Annotated in this window: 10 protein-coding genes; 4 read left to right on the top strand and 6 right to left on the bottom strand. The window is 65.6% G+C overall.

Annotated features, from left to right (window positions below; genetic code table 11):
- Positions 1 to 53: 53 nt before the first annotated feature.
- The 3 genes from ML401_RS13415 to ML401_RS13405 are packed head-to-tail and all read right to left on the bottom strand — an operon-like array spanning position 54 to position 3,004.
- A complete protein-coding gene (locus ML401_RS13415; protein WP_194407491.1) occupies positions 54 to 638 on the bottom strand; it encodes an amino acid synthesis family protein in 585 nt (194 codons plus the stop codon).
- Positions 639 to 653: 15 nt separating this feature from the next.
- Positions 654 to 1,550 (bottom strand): UPF0280 family protein, encoded by an 897-nt coding sequence (locus tag ML401_RS13410; RefSeq protein WP_285812198.1) that lies wholly within the window; start codon positions 1,548 to 1,550, stop codon positions 654 to 656.
- Positions 1,547 to 3,004 (bottom strand): 6-hydroxynicotinate reductase, encoded by a 1,458-nt coding sequence (locus ML401_RS13405; protein WP_285812197.1) that lies wholly within the window; start codon positions 3,002 to 3,004, stop codon positions 1,547 to 1,549. The genes ML401_RS13410 and ML401_RS13405 overlap by 4 nt, the downstream gene beginning before the upstream one ends.
- A 250-nt stretch (positions 3,005 to 3,254) precedes the next feature.
- On the opposite strand from ML401_RS13405, the gene ML401_RS13400 reads away from it, so the two are divergent.
- Entirely contained in the window at positions 3,255 to 3,737 is a 483-nt protein-coding gene (locus ML401_RS13400; RefSeq protein ID WP_285812196.1) for a (2Fe-2S)-binding protein, read from the top strand.
- Complete coding sequence (locus ML401_RS13395) at positions 3,737 to 7,261, top strand: molybdopterin cofactor-binding domain-containing protein (RefSeq protein WP_285812195.1); 3,525 nt, start codon at positions 3,737 to 3,739, stop codon at positions 7,259 to 7,261. The genes ML401_RS13400 and ML401_RS13395 overlap by 1 nt, the downstream gene beginning before the upstream one ends.
- Positions 7,262 to 7,273: 12 nt before the next feature.
- On the opposite strand, the gene ML401_RS13390 is transcribed toward ML401_RS13395, so the two are convergent.
- Positions 7,274 to 8,242: a catechol 2,3-dioxygenase gene (locus ML401_RS13390; protein ID WP_285812194.1), complete on the bottom strand. Its 969-nt coding sequence runs from the start codon at positions 8,240 to 8,242 to the stop codon at positions 7,274 to 7,276.
- A gap of 438 nt (positions 8,243 to 8,680) precedes the next feature.
- Here ML401_RS13390 and ML401_RS13385 point away from each other — a divergent pair, with 438 nt between their 5' ends.
- Positions 8,681 to 10,420 carry an ATP-binding protein gene (locus ML401_RS13385; protein WP_194407486.1) on the top strand — a complete coding sequence of 580 codons (1,740 nt, stop codon included), beginning with the start codon at positions 8,681 to 8,683 and terminating at the stop codon, positions 10,418 to 10,420.
- Between the two features lie 290 nt (positions 10,421 to 10,710).
- Positions 10,711 to 11,214 carry an MgtC/SapB family protein gene (locus ML401_RS13380; RefSeq protein WP_211418166.1) on the top strand — a complete coding sequence of 168 codons (504 nt, stop codon included), beginning with the start codon at positions 10,711 to 10,713 and terminating at the stop codon, positions 11,212 to 11,214.
- On the opposite strand, the gene ML401_RS13375 is transcribed toward ML401_RS13380, so the two are convergent.
- Complete coding sequence (locus ML401_RS13375) at positions 11,211 to 13,775, bottom strand: HAD-IC family P-type ATPase (RefSeq protein WP_285812193.1); 2,565 nt, start codon at positions 13,773 to 13,775, stop codon at positions 11,211 to 11,213. The two genes, ML401_RS13380 and ML401_RS13375, sit on opposite strands and share 4 nt — an antisense overlap.
- A complete protein-coding gene (locus ML401_RS13370; protein ID WP_194407483.1) occupies positions 13,772 to 13,939 on the bottom strand; it encodes a hypothetical protein in 168 nt (55 codons plus the stop codon). The genes ML401_RS13375 and ML401_RS13370 overlap by 4 nt, the downstream gene beginning before the upstream one ends.
- Between the last annotated feature and the right edge of the window lie 151 nt (positions 13,940 to 14,090).

Raw genomic sequence — 14,090 nt, 5'->3', positions numbered from 1 at the left:
ACGTCTTCAGCGTGTCTTGTCGGGAAAGCTGTGCCACCTCCCCGGTTCAAATCCTATCTCAGACCGTCCTCGCCCTTCACTTCCGCAACCGTGAGCCCACCGACGCGCGGCAATGGACGCCCGCTGTCGGTGACGGCAACGGCGACCATGATCTCGTTGGCGCGCGGCGCGTCGTTGATCTGAACTTCCATGCCATCGAAATGGCTGCGCACGAAGGCAGCATCCTTGTGCCCGAGCGGAATGTCGAGCGTCGTACCGGGCCCGCTGCGCTTCTTCGACGAGGGGATCAGCGCCGCGCCCTTGCTCAGAACCTTGCGCACTGGCGCACCCATTTTCGGATGAAGGATCGCGGCGGCGTGCTCAAGCTCGCCGTTCTCGCCGACGGCGGCCGCCTTGCCATAGCTCTGCGCTTTCGCGCCATCGATGCCGAGCGCAGCCACCGCGCGCTTCGACAGCAGTTCCCCCAACTCCTCGCCGATCGCGATCAGCGGCGAGAGATCCTCGACATATCGTCCGGCGAAGGGATTTTCGATCACGGCGATCGCCGCGGCCCGCCGGGTCGGCGGTGAGACCTGGCGGCCCATCTCCATCTGCGTCTCTTCGACGACGGTGACGATCTTGCGGATGATCGCGCTCATGTTTCGCTTCCCTGCTCAGGCACAGACCGCGTTCTCCAGCACCAGCGGGCGCGATCGTCGCTGTTCTATATCCTTAGGTCCGATGACAAGCATATCACCACAAAGCTGCAACACGGCACCCTCGATCAATCCGCGATCGAACAATTGCCGTGCACATTCCGCGCCAGAGTCGAGGGCAGCGGCGATCTCATTCTGTGACAGTTCACCGACATCTCGGGTGACGAGGCGAGCACCGAGATCACTGTCGGGCTGAAGCTCGCAGGCCGGTTGCCTGACAATGGCAGGATGTCCCGGCAGATCCACGGCATTGGCGATGACGGTCGCCGCCGCATCGGCTTGCGATGCCGTCGCCGCCAGCACCGTCACCGCGTCGGCAATCCCGAGCGAAAAACTGCGGCCGTGGCGCCCGCTGGTCGCAACGCCTCGAACCGGGTCGTCCGCATCCACCCTCATGGCCCGCATCACGCCATCACGATCGGGACGATCCATCAGGCCAATCGAAAAATGCTCGCCGACGCCCAGGTGAAGGGCGATATCGCCGCCATTGTTGACATAGGCCTGATCGAGCGTTGCCGAGCCCAGCATGGCGCGGAGGATCTCCTCCGCCACACTGCCGGCAACGGCGGCCATCGGCGTGATGAAGCCATCGGCGGCAAACGGCGCGACCGCGGCATGCATCCGGCGCGCCACCACGCCCCTCAGCGAGGTCCGCGCCGCGGCCGCAGCACGCAGCTGCGGCAGCTCCGCGCAGAGCTCGTCAAGCAGTCCCGTGAATCGCTGCGCCGCCGCCTCGTAAGCCGCGCGCACCGCATCCGCACGCCCCCTCGCCTCGATGATCAGGTCGATCGGTCCATCCTGCAAATGCAGCCGCCGGCCATCAGACAGCAATGCGATTTGCGGGACCCGCGTCATGCGCGCGGCCCCGGAATCGGGTTCTGCCAAGGCAGCTGGCGGACGTCGTCGCCGTTCTGCACCTCGGACAGCGGCTTCACGTAATCCATGTGACCGCCGAGCGCGGCATAGTCGGACAGCTTCATCGTGAACTCGATCGGCGCGACCAGCGCCGGCGTCGGCACGTAGCCGAATGCGCCGGCGGGCATCTGCGTCACGTCGACCATGTAGGTGATGCCGCCGCCGGGCCAGACATAAACAGGCGCGCCGCCGCTGGTGACGCGGGTCAGCGCGTCCTTCACCGAGCGCGTCAGCCGCACCGGGTTGTCGGTGACGCCGGCGCGCAAGGATCCACCGGCGCCCGCCATGAACAGCACCGTGCACAACGCCGGTTCACAATTCTCCTGGATGCGCTCGACCGAGAACTTCAGATCATCAGGCATTTCGGTTTCGACCGGCTTCAAGGTCTCGTCGAGCACGTAATAGGACGAGTGCTCGCCGGTGGTGGAGACCATCAGCATGGAGAGGCCGGGTTTTGCCTCCTTGGCATCGAAAGGCCCGAGGATCGCCAGCGGATCGGAAATGTTGGTGCCGCCCCAGCCCGTGCCGGGATCGGCGACCTGGAAATAGCGGCCGGGCGTCGAGCGGCGGCCCTTCATCTTGATGCCGGTATCGGCGATATCGAGCAGCTTGCCGGCCTGGTGCTCGCTCAGCACGCCCGTGATGTGGTCGTCGACCACGACGACCTCGTCGACCTTGCCGTGCCATTGTTTTGCGAACATGCCGATCGTCGCCGAGCCGCATCCGACGCGCATGCGCTCTTCCTTCACGCCGTTGACGATCGGCGCCTGGCCGGCCTGCACCACCACGCTCGCGCCGCCGTCGATGGTAAGCTCCACCGCCTTGCAATTGGCGAGGTCCATCAGCGTGTCGCAGGTGACGCGGCCCTCCTTCTTGGAGCCGCCGGTGAGGTGATGCACGCCCCCCAGCGACAGCATCTGCGAGCCGTATTCGCTGGTGGTGACGTGACCGACCGCTTCGCCCTGCGCGCGCACCGTCGCGGCTTCCGGACCGAGATAGCGGTCGGTGTCGATCTTCACCTTGATGCCGCAATAGGAGAAGATGCCCTCGGTGACGACGGTCACCATGTCGACGCCGTCGACCTCCGCAGAGACGATGAACGGCGCCGGCTTGTAGTCGGGATAGGTCGTGCCTGCCCCGATCGCCGTCACAAAGGTTGAAGGTTCGTGGACGATCTTGCCGTCCCAATCTTCCGTGCGGCTGAACGGGACCAGCTTGCCGCCATGCGAGACGGTGCGCTCCAGGATCACGTGCGGATCCACCCGGACGAGCTTGCCCTCGTGATTGGCATAGCGGTCGCAGGCACCCGCCGCGCCCGGCTTGATGTAGCACATCACCGGACACGCATCGCAGCGGATCTTGTCGGCAACAACGCTCGTCGGTTCAGTCAGCATGTGCGAGCCAGCGGATCGAGGCGGTTATCATTCGTATACGAACAATGTTGCGCGCGGTCCCCCGGAGCTGTCAAGCGGCGGTGCAGTGCAAAAGATACGGCTGCCGCATAAAACCTCATTTGCCTATCCGACCTGTCCACAAAGAAGGCAGCGCGCTGCAGTGCGGCATGCACGGCTTGCACGTTTGTGTACAAACGGTATCGTCGCGGTCGAGATTTGGCAGCAATTTGCCGCGAGCCTGAGAATGAGGATGACGCAGACACCGATCCGCCTCACCGTGAACGGTGGGATCCACGAGATCGCCGCGGCGCCGGAGACGCCGCTGCTCTACGTGCTGCGCAACGATCTCGCACTCAACGGCCCGAAATACGGATGCGGGCTCGGCGAATGCGGCACCTGCACCGTCCTGATCGACGGCGCGGCGGCGCGCTCCTGCGTGATTCCCGTCAGCGGCTGCGCGGGCCGCGACATCGTGACGCTCGAAGGGCTGGGCACGCGCGACAAGCCCGACGTCGTGCAGCAGGCCTTCATCGACGAGCAGGCCGCGCAATGCGGCTACTGTCTCAACGGCATGATCATGACCACCAAGGCGTTGCTCGCGGTCAACCCGCGGCCGACCGAACAGGAGGCGCTGGCCGCGTTGCGCTACAATCTCTGCCGCTGCGGCACCCATGTCGAAATCCTGCGCGCCGTGATGCGCGCATCGGGCGAGCTCACCGAGGCCGCGGATTGATGGCCTCCCCTGTCTCGAACGGGACTGAGCAGTCCCCCGGTTCGCTTGTCGTCGTCCGCACCGTGGACGAGGTCACCTCCGAGACCTTCGTCCGCATCACCGCGGACGGATCGGTCACGGCCTACAACGGTCATGTCGATCTCGGCACCGGCATACGCACCGCGCTCGGCCAGATCGTCGCCGAAGAGCTCGACGTCTCCTTTGCGCGCGTCGTCGTGGTGCTCGGCGACACCGCGCTGGTGCCGAACCAGGGCGCGACGATCGCGAGCGAGACCATCCAGATCACCGCCGTGCCCCTGCGCAAGGCCGCAGCGCAGGCGCGTCAGTTTTTGATCGCGCGCGCGGCCGAGCGGCTCGAACTTCCCGCGACTGACCTCAGGATCGAAGACGGCCTCGTGCGCGGGCACGACAACCGCAGCGTCAGCTATGGCGAGCTGATCGGTGGCGAAGAGATCAGGCTCGAGCTTGCCGACGACGTCACGGTCAAACCCGTCGGCGACTACACGATCGTCGGGCAGTCGACGCCGCGCGTCGATCTGCCGGCCAAGGCCACAGGCGAGTTGACCTTCGTGCACGACATCCGCGTGCCGGGCATGCTGCACGGCCGCGTGGTGCGACCGCCGTATTCCGGCGTCGATGCCGGGCCGTTCGTCGGCACCAGCCTGATCGCGGTCGACGAAGCATCGGTCCGCGACATCCCCGGCATCGTCGCCGTGGTGAGCATCGGCGATTTCGTCGGCGTCGTCGCCGAGCGCGAGGAGAATGCGATCCGCGCGGCGGAGCAGCTCAAAGTGAGCTGGAAGCCGACGCCCGCCCTCACCGATCTGTCCGACGTCGAGACCGCGCTGCGCGCCAATCCATCGACGCCGCGCACGCTGATCGACAAGGGCGATGTCGATGCCGCGATCTCGGGTGCGGCCAAGCCGATGCAGCGCACCTATGTCTGGCCATACCAGATGCACGCCTCGATCGGCCCGTCCTGCGCGGTCGCCGATTTCAGGGATGGCAATATCCGGGTCTGGTCGGGCACGCAGAATCCGCACGTGCTGCGCAGCGACCTTGCGCTGCTGATCGAGCGGCCCGAGAGCGAGATCGACGTCATCCGCCTGGAGGCCGCCGGCTGCTACGGCCGCAACTGTGCCGACGACGTCACGGCGGACGCACTGCTGCTGTCTCGTGCGGTGGGACGTCCCGTGCGCGTGCAGCTGACGCGCGAGCAGGAACATGCCTGGGAGCCCAAGGGCACCGCCCAGCTCATCGACGTCAATGGCGGGCTGAATGCGGACGGCAGCATTGCCGGCTACGACCTCGCCACGCGCTATCCTTCGAACGCCGCGCCGACGCTGGCATTGCTGCTGACGGGACGGATCTCTCCGGATCCCGCGGTGCTGCAGATGGGCGACCGCACCGCGATCCCGCCTTATGATTACGACCACATGCGCGTCGTCGCCCACGACATGGCGCCGATCGTACGCGCGTCCTGGTTTCGCGGCGTCTCGGCGCTGCCGAACACCTTTGCGCACGAATCCTACATCGACGAGGCCGCCACCGAGGCTGGCGTTGACCCGATCGAATATCGCCTGCGCTATCTGAAGGACTCGCGCGCTGTCGATCTCGTCAACGCGGTCGCCGAGCGCGCCGGCTGGAAACCACGGCCGGTGCGCGAGGAAAAGGACAGCGAAATCGTGCACGGGCGCGGCTTTGCCTATGCGCTCTATGTCCACAGCAAATTTCCCGGCTATGGCGCGGCGTGGTCGGCCTGGGTCACCGACGTTGCCGTGAACAAGACGACTGGCGACGTGAGCGTCACCCGCGTTGTCGCGGGACAGGATTCCGGCCTGATGATCAACCCGGACGGCGTGCGCCACCAGATCCACGGCAACGTCATCCAGTCCACCAGCCGCGCGCTGATGGAAGAGGTCTCGTTCGAGCGCGGCGCCGTGGCAGCGCGGGAATGGGGCGCTTATCCGATCATCCCCTTCCCCGACGTGCCCAAGATCGACGTCTTGATGCTGCCGCGTCAGGACCAGCCGCCGCTCGGCGTCGGCGAGTCCGCCTCGGTGCCGAGTGCGGCGGCGATTGCGAACGCGATCTTCGATGCCACCGGCGTGCGCTTTCGCGAGCCACCGTTCACGCCGGAACGCATCTTGCAGGGGTTGTACGGTGAGGCAGCGCCGGTGGCGCAGGCCCTGCCCGCACCCGCCGCGGCAAAACCGTCGCGGATCTGGGAGAATCCCGTCGCCAGACGCGCCGGCGTCTTCGCGACGATCGCGGCCGTCTGCACCGCCGCGATCGGCATCGGCGCAGCCCTGCTGCCCGGCCGCGCCATCGCGCCGATCACACGGCCGGATGCCTCAGTCTATTCCACAGCGACGATGGCCCGCGGCGAGCAGCTTGCCGCGCTCGGCAATTGCGCGGAGTGCCACACCAGCCTCAAGGGCGTGCTCAACGCCGGCGGCCGCGCCCTGGAGACGCCGTTTGGCACGATCTACAGCACCAACATCACGCCCGACCTCGAGACCGGCATCGGCGCATGGTCCTATCCCGCCTTCGAGCGCGCGATGCGCGATGGCTTGCATCGCGACGGACGACAGCTCTATCCCGCCTTTCCCTACACGCATTTCGCCAAGACTGCCGATGCCGACATGCAGGCGCTCTACGCCTATCTGATGGCACAGCCTGCGGTGCGCGCGACGCCGCCGGCGAATGAGCTCGCCTTCCCGTTCAATCTCCGCCCGCTACTCGCGGGGTGGAATGCGCTCTTCCATCAGAGCAAAGTTTTTGAACCCGACCCTACCAAATCGGAGGCTTGGAACCGCGGCGCGTATCTGGTCGAGAGCCTCGGACATTGCAGTGGCTGCCATTCGCCGCGCAATGCGCTCGGCGCCGAGCAGCGCAATGCCTATCTCGCCGGCGGCTTTGCCGAAGGCTGGGAGGCGCCGCCGCTGACCGCGCTGTCCCACGCGCCGATCCCATGGAGCGAGGACGACCTCTTCGCCTATCTGCGGACCGGCCATTCGCGCTATCACGGCGTCGCCGCCGGCCCGATGGCGCCTGTGGTCAGGGACCTCAAGGCCCTGCCGGATCAGGACATCCGTGCGATGGCGGTCTATCTCAACTCGTTCAACGACACCGGGACGCAGGCACCGGATACGCTCGCCGCGAAGCTGGAGCGCGCGACGCAAGTCACCGTCGCCTCGACCGCCGGCGCGCGCCTCTATCAGGGCGCCTGCGCCGTCTGCCACGAGGTCGGCGGCCTACCGCTGTTCGGCAGCCGCCCGTCGCTCGCACTCAACAGCAACATTCACAGCACGAAGGCGGACAACCTCGTGCAGGTGATCCTGCACGGCATCACCGAGCCAGTCTCCAGCGATCTCGGCTACATGCCGGCCTTCAGGAACAGCATGAGCGACGCGCAGATCGAGGAGCTCGCCACCTTCCTGCGCAAGCAGTTTGCGCCAGACAAGCCGGCGTGGACCGGTATCCGCGAAACGATCGCACGGGCGCGATCGTCAGTGCGTTAGACGAGCCTGCAATCAAGCGTGCTTCTTCGGCTCCACCGGCGGCGTGCCGTGGGTGTGGAAGGACTCGATCGTCTTCAATCCCCACGCCTGCCCCTTCTTGCGCTCCTCTTCCGTCCACACGATCGGCTTCCAATCCGGCGCGAGAATGAGGCGGGCGCCGGCATTGGCGACTTCGACGCGGTTGCCGCCGGGCTCGTAAACGTAGAGGAAGAAGGTCTGCTGGATCGCGTGCTTGTGCGGTCCGGTCTCAATGTGCACGCCGTTCTCGAGAAAAATATCGGCCGCACGAAGGATCTCCTCGCGGCTGTCGAGCGCGTAAGTGACGTGATGGAAGCGGCCCGGCACGCCGGAATGGTCGAGCGAATAGGCGAAGTCGTAGCTCTTGTTCGACATCGTCAGCCACATCGCAGCTTCCCGCCCATCATTGAGCACGATCTGCTCCGTGAGGCGCAAGCCGAGATAGTTTTCGAAGAACTCGCGATTGGCCTTGATGTCGACGGCGAGGCAGTTGAGGTGATCGAGCCGGCGGACATTGACGCCGCGCGCCGGAAAGCGCTGCGCCTGGTTCTTCAGCGCGGGCTTCAGCTCCGGTGGCGCCTGGTACCATTCGGTCTCGTAATACAGCTCGACGATGTGACCATCGGGATCTCGGCAACGGAAGGTCGGGCCCTGCCCCATGTCGCCGTCGATCCAGCCGATGTCGAAGCCGGATCCTTTCAGCGCGGCGACGCGCCGCTCCAGCGCTTGCTGGCTGCGCGCGCGCAGCGCCATGTGCTCCATGCCCGAAGTCTTCGACGCGGTGAGCTTGAGCGAATACCGCTCGTAATCGTCCCAGCCGCGCAAGTACACGGACTCGCCCTTCCGGCCGCTGATCGTCATGCCCATGACGTCGACGAAGAATTTCAGGCTCTCATCGGGCTTCGGCGTCAGCAGTTCCATATGGCCGAGATGCGCGAGATCGAGGATCGGTTCGGGCTGCATGTTGTTCTCCAGCACAACTAGCGATCCGCCGGACCGGATCGCGCAATCGGGCGCAGGGCTGCAACACGCTCGCCCGCCCGAAGGCCGCATCCGAAAGCCGCCGGTTTATTTGTACTAATGTACAAATGATTAGGTCTCGTCAACAAAGCAAGCGACACTCCCTGGCCCGGACGAAGTTCGCTGCTCGAAGGCACCCTCCAAACGGCGGACCCGACTGACCGGATGGTAAAATATTCCTTAATTGCTTCTGGCCTTCAACGGCCTGGAATTGCAGCATTTTCCCGCCGTTTCCGCCCGTAAAAGGGCAATCGGAACAAACCTCGCTGCCGAATTGTCGCGGATTTAACGAAGCGGCCGCGCCTGCCGCTTAACCGTTTGTGCAGCGACGGCCGCGCATAGTCCGGTGCAAATCGCTTGCTCTTGCCAGGTTCATCGATCGTGACATCCTTTGGACGCGTGATTTCGGTTCGCGGATCGCTCGCCCGGGTCGGGCTGCTGGCGGAAAGCCAGATGCCCATCTCGGAAGTTCGGGCAACCGTCGGCCGCTTCGTCAGCATTCGCAGCGCCAGCTCGGTCATCGTCGCGATGATCACCGAGGTGTCCTGCGAGAATTTGTCGAGCAGCGACAATTACATCGCGGTCGCCTCGGTCGACCTGCTCGGCGAGATCCTCAACGCCAGCGACAAGCCGAAATTCCAGCGTGGCGTCACCAACTATCCGACCATCGGTGATTCCGTCGATCTGATCACCAGCCAGGAGCTGCGCACGATCTACGCGCCGACCGGCTCGGACCAGATCAATGTCGGTTTCCTCCAGCAGGACCGCTCGGTCGTCGCCTATGTCGACGTCGAGGAAATGCTGTCCAAGCATTTTGCCGTGCTGGGATCGACCGGCGTCGGCAAATCGACCGGCGTGTCGCTGCTGCTCAACGAGATCCTGAAGGCGCGTCCGAACCTGCGCATCTTCCTGCTCGACGTGCACAACGAATATGGCCGCTGCTTCGGCGACCGCGCGCTGGTGCTCAACCCGCGAAACCTGAAGCTGCCGTTCTGGCTGTTCAATTTCGAGGAAATCGTCGACGTGCTGTTCGGCGGCCGCGCCGGCGTGCCCGAGGAGCTCGACATCCTCGCCGAGGTGATCCCGCTCGCCAAGGGCGTCTACACGCAGTACCAGAACGCCGACCGCATCGGTCTCAAGCGCATCGATCCCAAGCAGATCGGCTACACTGTCGACACGCCTGTGCCCTATCGCCTGGTCGATTTGATGTCGCTGATCGACGAGCGCATGGGCAAGCTCGAGAACCGCTCCTCGCGCATCATCTATCACAAGCTGATCTCGCGCATCGAGGCGGTGCGCAATGACCCGCGCTACGCCTTCATGTTCGACAACGCCAATGTCGGCGGCGACACCATGGCCGAGGTCATCAGCCATCTGTTCCGCCTGCCGGCGAACGGCAAGCCGATGACGGTGATGCAGCTCGCCGGCTTCCCGGCCGAGGTCATCGATTCCGTCGTCTCGGTGCTGTGCCGCATGGCCTTCGATTTCGGCCTGTGGAGCGACGGCGTCTCGCCGCTGCTATTCGTGTGCGAGGAAGCGCATCGATACGCCTCCGCCGACCGCAACATCGGTTTCGGGCCGACCCGCAAGGCGGTGTCGCGCATTGCCAAGGAAGGCCGCAAATACGGCGTCTATCTCGGTCTCATCACCCAGCGTCCGGCCGAGCTCGACGCCACCATCATCTCCCAGTGCAACACGCTGTTCACGATGCGTCTTGCCAACGAGCGCGACCAGGCGTTGCTGCGTGCCGCCGTGTCGGACGCCGCCGCGAACCTGTTGTCCTTCGTGCCCTCCCTCGGCACGCGTGAAGTGCTGGCCTTCGGCGAGGGCGTTGCGCTGCCCACGCGGCTGCGCTTCAAGGAGGTGCCGCCGCATCAATTGCCGCGCGGCGAAGCCACCATCTCGAGCGTCCCGTCCGTCACCTCCGGCCATGACATGCATTTCGTCGGCGCCGTGCTCGAGCGCTGGCGCGGTGCCACCTCGCAGCGCGACGTGCCGAACGATCCGGTGTTCTCGGCCCCGCCCGCCAAGACGCTCTCCAACGTCGAGGCCCCGATGCTGCAGCCCTCGATGGGGCTCGATCCCGACCGCTTCTCGCTCCTGAAGAAGCCGCTGCGGTAGAGACTCTCGTGTCCCGGACGCGCTGCAGCGTGAGACGCTGCTGCGCAGAGCCGGGATCCAAACCGCAACACCGCACATGTCAGTGAGATGGGCCCCGGCTCTGCAGCGAAGCGCTGAACCGGACGATGCTGCGCATCGCCCGGGGGAGCGCTGCACTGCGTCCGGGGCACGAGACGTTCCGACGCCTCTGGAGCGTCGCGCCCGCGTGGACTATGGTTTGTCCCCTCGAAGCCGGCTTTCCTGACCGTGGCAAGCCTGCGCGCGCATGCCGACGACGTGACGGAAAAGACATGACCGAACTGGACTGGCCCGAAATTCTGCTGCGCCTCGGAGCTGCGACGCTCGCCGGCAGCGCGATCGGCCTGAACCGTGACCTGCACGGCAAGCCGATCGGGCTGAAGACGCTCGGCATCGTCGGGCTCTCGACCGCGACAGTCGTGCTGCTCGCGGTCCAATTCGGCGAGCCCGGCAAGATTACCGACGCGGCGAGCCGGGTGATCCAGGGCATCCTGACCGGCATCGGTTTCCTCGGAGCCGGCGTCATCGTCCACGAGAGCGAACGGTTTCGCGTGCGCGGCCTGACCAGCGCGGCCTGCACCTTCCTCGCCGCCTGTCTCGGCATTGCCTGCGGCGCCGGGCAGTGGAGAATCGTCCTGGTCGCGCTGGCCTTTGCCTTCGTGCTGCTCACGATCGGCCGCCGCGGCGAGCGCTGGCTGCATCGCGCACTGGGCGGTAAAGACGATCCACACCACGCTGAGACCGCGGCATCTCGCGATCATGTCGAGAGTCGCTAGAACCGCAACCGCCGCCCCCAGATCGGCTTCAGCAATTCGAGCACCGTGAGCACCAATAGTCCTGCGCCGAGCGTGAACATCAGATCGTCCGGGTGCAGCGGACCGAAACGAAACAGGCTGGACGCCGGCGGCCAGAACAAGGCCGCGGCGAGAACGAGCGCGATCGACAGGAAGATCCAGAGCAATGCCAGGTTCGGACGGAAGAAGGCGGACAGGAACGACGCGCTGAAGGACCGGTTGACCAGCACCAGCGCGACGATACAGACGACCAGCGCAACGAAAGCCAGTGCGCGCGCCTCGTCGGGCGGCATGCCGGAACGAAGCGCGACGACGAAGATCGCGGCGATCAACGCGAATGCCACCACGCCCTGCAGAATGCTCCAGCCGACCAAGGCCCACGAAAACAACTCCGCATCGGCGCGCCGCGGCGGGCGCGTCATGACATCGCGCTCCTCCCGTTCGGCTTCGAACACCAGCGAGCAGACGGGGTCGATGATCAGTTCCAGAAACGCAATGTGCACGGGACCGAGAATCAGGGGCAGCCCGAACACCAGGGGAAGCAGGGCAAGCCCTGCGATCGGAACGTGAACGGCGAAGATGAAGGCCATCGCCTTGCGGAGATTGTCGTAGATCCGCCGCCCGAGGCGGATGGATGCAACGATGGATGCGAAATCGTCGTCGAACAGGACGATCGAGGAAGCCTCGCGAGCGACATCCGTGCCGCGGCCGCCCATCGCGATCCCGATATGGGCAGCCTTCAGGGACGGCGCGTCGTTGACGCCGTCGCCGGTCATCGCGACGATCTCGCCGTTGCGCTTCATCGCCTGAACGATCCGCAGCTTCTGCTCCGGCAGGACCCGCGCGAAGACGTTCACGTTGCCAACGAGAGCCTCCAGCTCGTTGTCGTCCGCAAGCTTGATCTGCTCGCCGGTCACGACCTCGTTGACGTCGAGTCCGGCCTGCCCGGCGATCGCCATGGCGGTCGCGGGATAGTCGCCCGTGATCATGACGACGCGGATGCCAGCCGAGCGACATTCGGCCACCGCTTCGGAGACGTGCGGACGAAGCGGATCGGCCAGTCCGACGAGACCGAGGAAGCGAAATGAAAAGCCGTCCTGCGAAGCCGGCAGCGACTCACTGTGGCAGGTCGCAGCGGCAATGCCCAGCACGCGAAGACCATTTTTCGCCATGTCCGCGACCGACTCGCGCATCGCCGCCTGCTCCGCGGCATCCAGCTTGCAGAGACGCGCAATCGCTTCGGGGGCGCCTTTCGCCGAGACGAAGAGCTCCTCGTGATGCGGCAAGCGCCAGACTTGGGTCATCGCCAGCATTTCGGGCCGCAGGCCGTAGGTGCGTATCAAGGTCCGGGCGCCCTCGGTGTCCTCATCCCTCGGCAGGCTCGCCTGCACGAACGTATGCAGGGCCTTCTCCATCGGGTCGAACGGCTCCGGCGAGCTCGCCAGAACGCTGCAACGCGCCAGCTCGAAGAACTCCGCGCCTACAGCTGCAGCCTGCGACGCGGCAAGGCGCAGGCTCGTCCCGCCAGGCAGCCTCAGCTCCGCGACCGACATCCTGTTCTGCGTCAGCGTGCCGGTCTTGTCGGTACACAGCACCGTGGCCGAGCCAAGCACCTCGATTGCGGCGGCGCGCCGCGTCAGCACGCGCGCCTTCGAGATGCGCCAGGCGCCCATGGCCATGAACACAGTGAGGACGACGGCAAACTCCTCGGGCAACATGGACATGCCGATGGCGATGCCCCCGAGCAGCGCCTGCAGCCAATCCCCGCGCAATGTTCCGTAAAGCAGGACTGCGGCCAGGCTGATCACCGCGCCGCCGAGAAAGCAAAGCCGCACGAGCCGTGCGGTCTGTTGCTGCAGCCGCGGCGGCTCTGTCTGCAAGCCATGCAGCGACAATCCGATCTTCCCGATCTCGCTGCGGGGGCCGGTGGCCTCGACCTCGGCAAGGCCCTCGCCTCGCACGACCAGCGAGGCCGAATACACGAAGGGCTGATCATCGCCGCCCGGACGATGCTCGGCCAAAGCGCCGTCAGGGGCCGGCGTCTTGATGGCCTGCTTGCGCACCGGGACCGACTCTCCAGTCAGCAGCGACTCGTCGACCGCCAGATCGCGCGCGCTGACCAGCATAGCGTCCGCCGGAATACGGTCGCCTTCGGCCAGAACGAGAAGATCCCCACGGACGACGTCCCGGCCCGCGATCCGCCGCCGCTGCCCATCCCTGACCACGAGCGCCCGCGGACTGGTCAGCTCGCGCAACGCCTCCAGCACGCGTTCGGTGCGGGTCTCCTGCACGATGGTGATGACGACGGAGATGGCGCCGAAGGCCAGCAGCAGCAGCGCCTCGCGGAGGTCGCCGAGCAGGAGGTAGACCAGCCCGCCGCAAAGCAGGAGTGCGAGCATCGGCTCGCGCACGACCTCGAGCACGATGCGCAGCGGCGTGCGCCGTTCCGGCCGAGGCAGTTCGTTGTAACCGTCCTGTTGCAGTCGCAGCCGGGCCTCGGCTTCGCTCAGCCCCGCTGAACCTGCGCGTTCTTCCTTGCTCACGTCTTCCGCCGCACGCTCCAGAGACTTCCGGCTCCGACGATGGCCGTCGCAAGCAACACGGCGACGAAGGTCTGGAAGATGGTGAAGTTCAGGGCGTCGCGCGCGACGAACAGCGCGGTGATCGCGCCGGCGATGACAAAGAGGATGCGAAAGATGATGCTCATGGCCATGTCTCCGATCAGCATGACCTGGAGCCCACCTCGCCCTCGACATCGGGGCGCAATGCTCGTCGGCATTCATGCACGCGGACAGTACTGGTCAGCACCGAGGGACATTTGCGGCATGTCAAGCCGCACCTGGGACGCGATGCCGCTG

This window comes from Bradyrhizobium sp. 62B (assembly GCF_030272265.2).
Lineage (GTDB): Bacteria > Pseudomonadota > Alphaproteobacteria > Rhizobiales > Xanthobacteraceae > Bradyrhizobium.
The sequence above is the reverse complement of the archived record's forward strand: the minus strand, read 5'-3'. Positions and strand labels throughout refer to the sequence as shown.

What these genes read in the sequence shown, in the direction of transcription:
- ML401_RS13410 (WP_285812198.1), bottom strand. Translation starts at nt 1,550, where the DNA reads ATGACGCGGGTCCCGCAAATCGCATTGCTGTCTGATGGCCGGCGGCTG.
- ML401_RS13390 (WP_285812194.1), bottom strand. Translation starts at nt 8,242, where the DNA reads ATGCAGCCCGAACCGATCCTCGATCTCGCGCATCTCGGCCATATGGAA.
- ML401_RS13395 (WP_285812195.1), top strand. Translation starts at nt 3,737, where the DNA reads ATGGCCTCCCCTGTCTCGAACGGGACTGAGCAGTCCCCCGGTTCGCTT.
- ML401_RS13405 (WP_285812197.1), bottom strand. Translation starts at nt 3,004, where the DNA reads ATGCTGACTGAACCGACGAGCGTTGTTGCCGACAAGATCCGCTGCGAT.
- ML401_RS13380 (WP_211418166.1), top strand. Translation starts at nt 10,711, where the DNA reads ATGACCGAACTGGACTGGCCCGAAATTCTGCTGCGCCTCGGAGCTGCG.
- ML401_RS13370 (WP_194407483.1), bottom strand. Translation starts at nt 13,939, where the DNA reads ATGAGCATCATCTTTCGCATCCTCTTTGTCATCGCCGGCGCGATCACC.
- ML401_RS13400 (WP_285812196.1), top strand. Translation starts at nt 3,255, where the DNA reads ATGACGCAGACACCGATCCGCCTCACCGTGAACGGTGGGATCCACGAG.
- ML401_RS13415 (WP_194407491.1), bottom strand. Translation starts at nt 638, where the DNA reads ATGAGCGCGATCATCCGCAAGATCGTCACCGTCGTCGAAGAGACGCAG.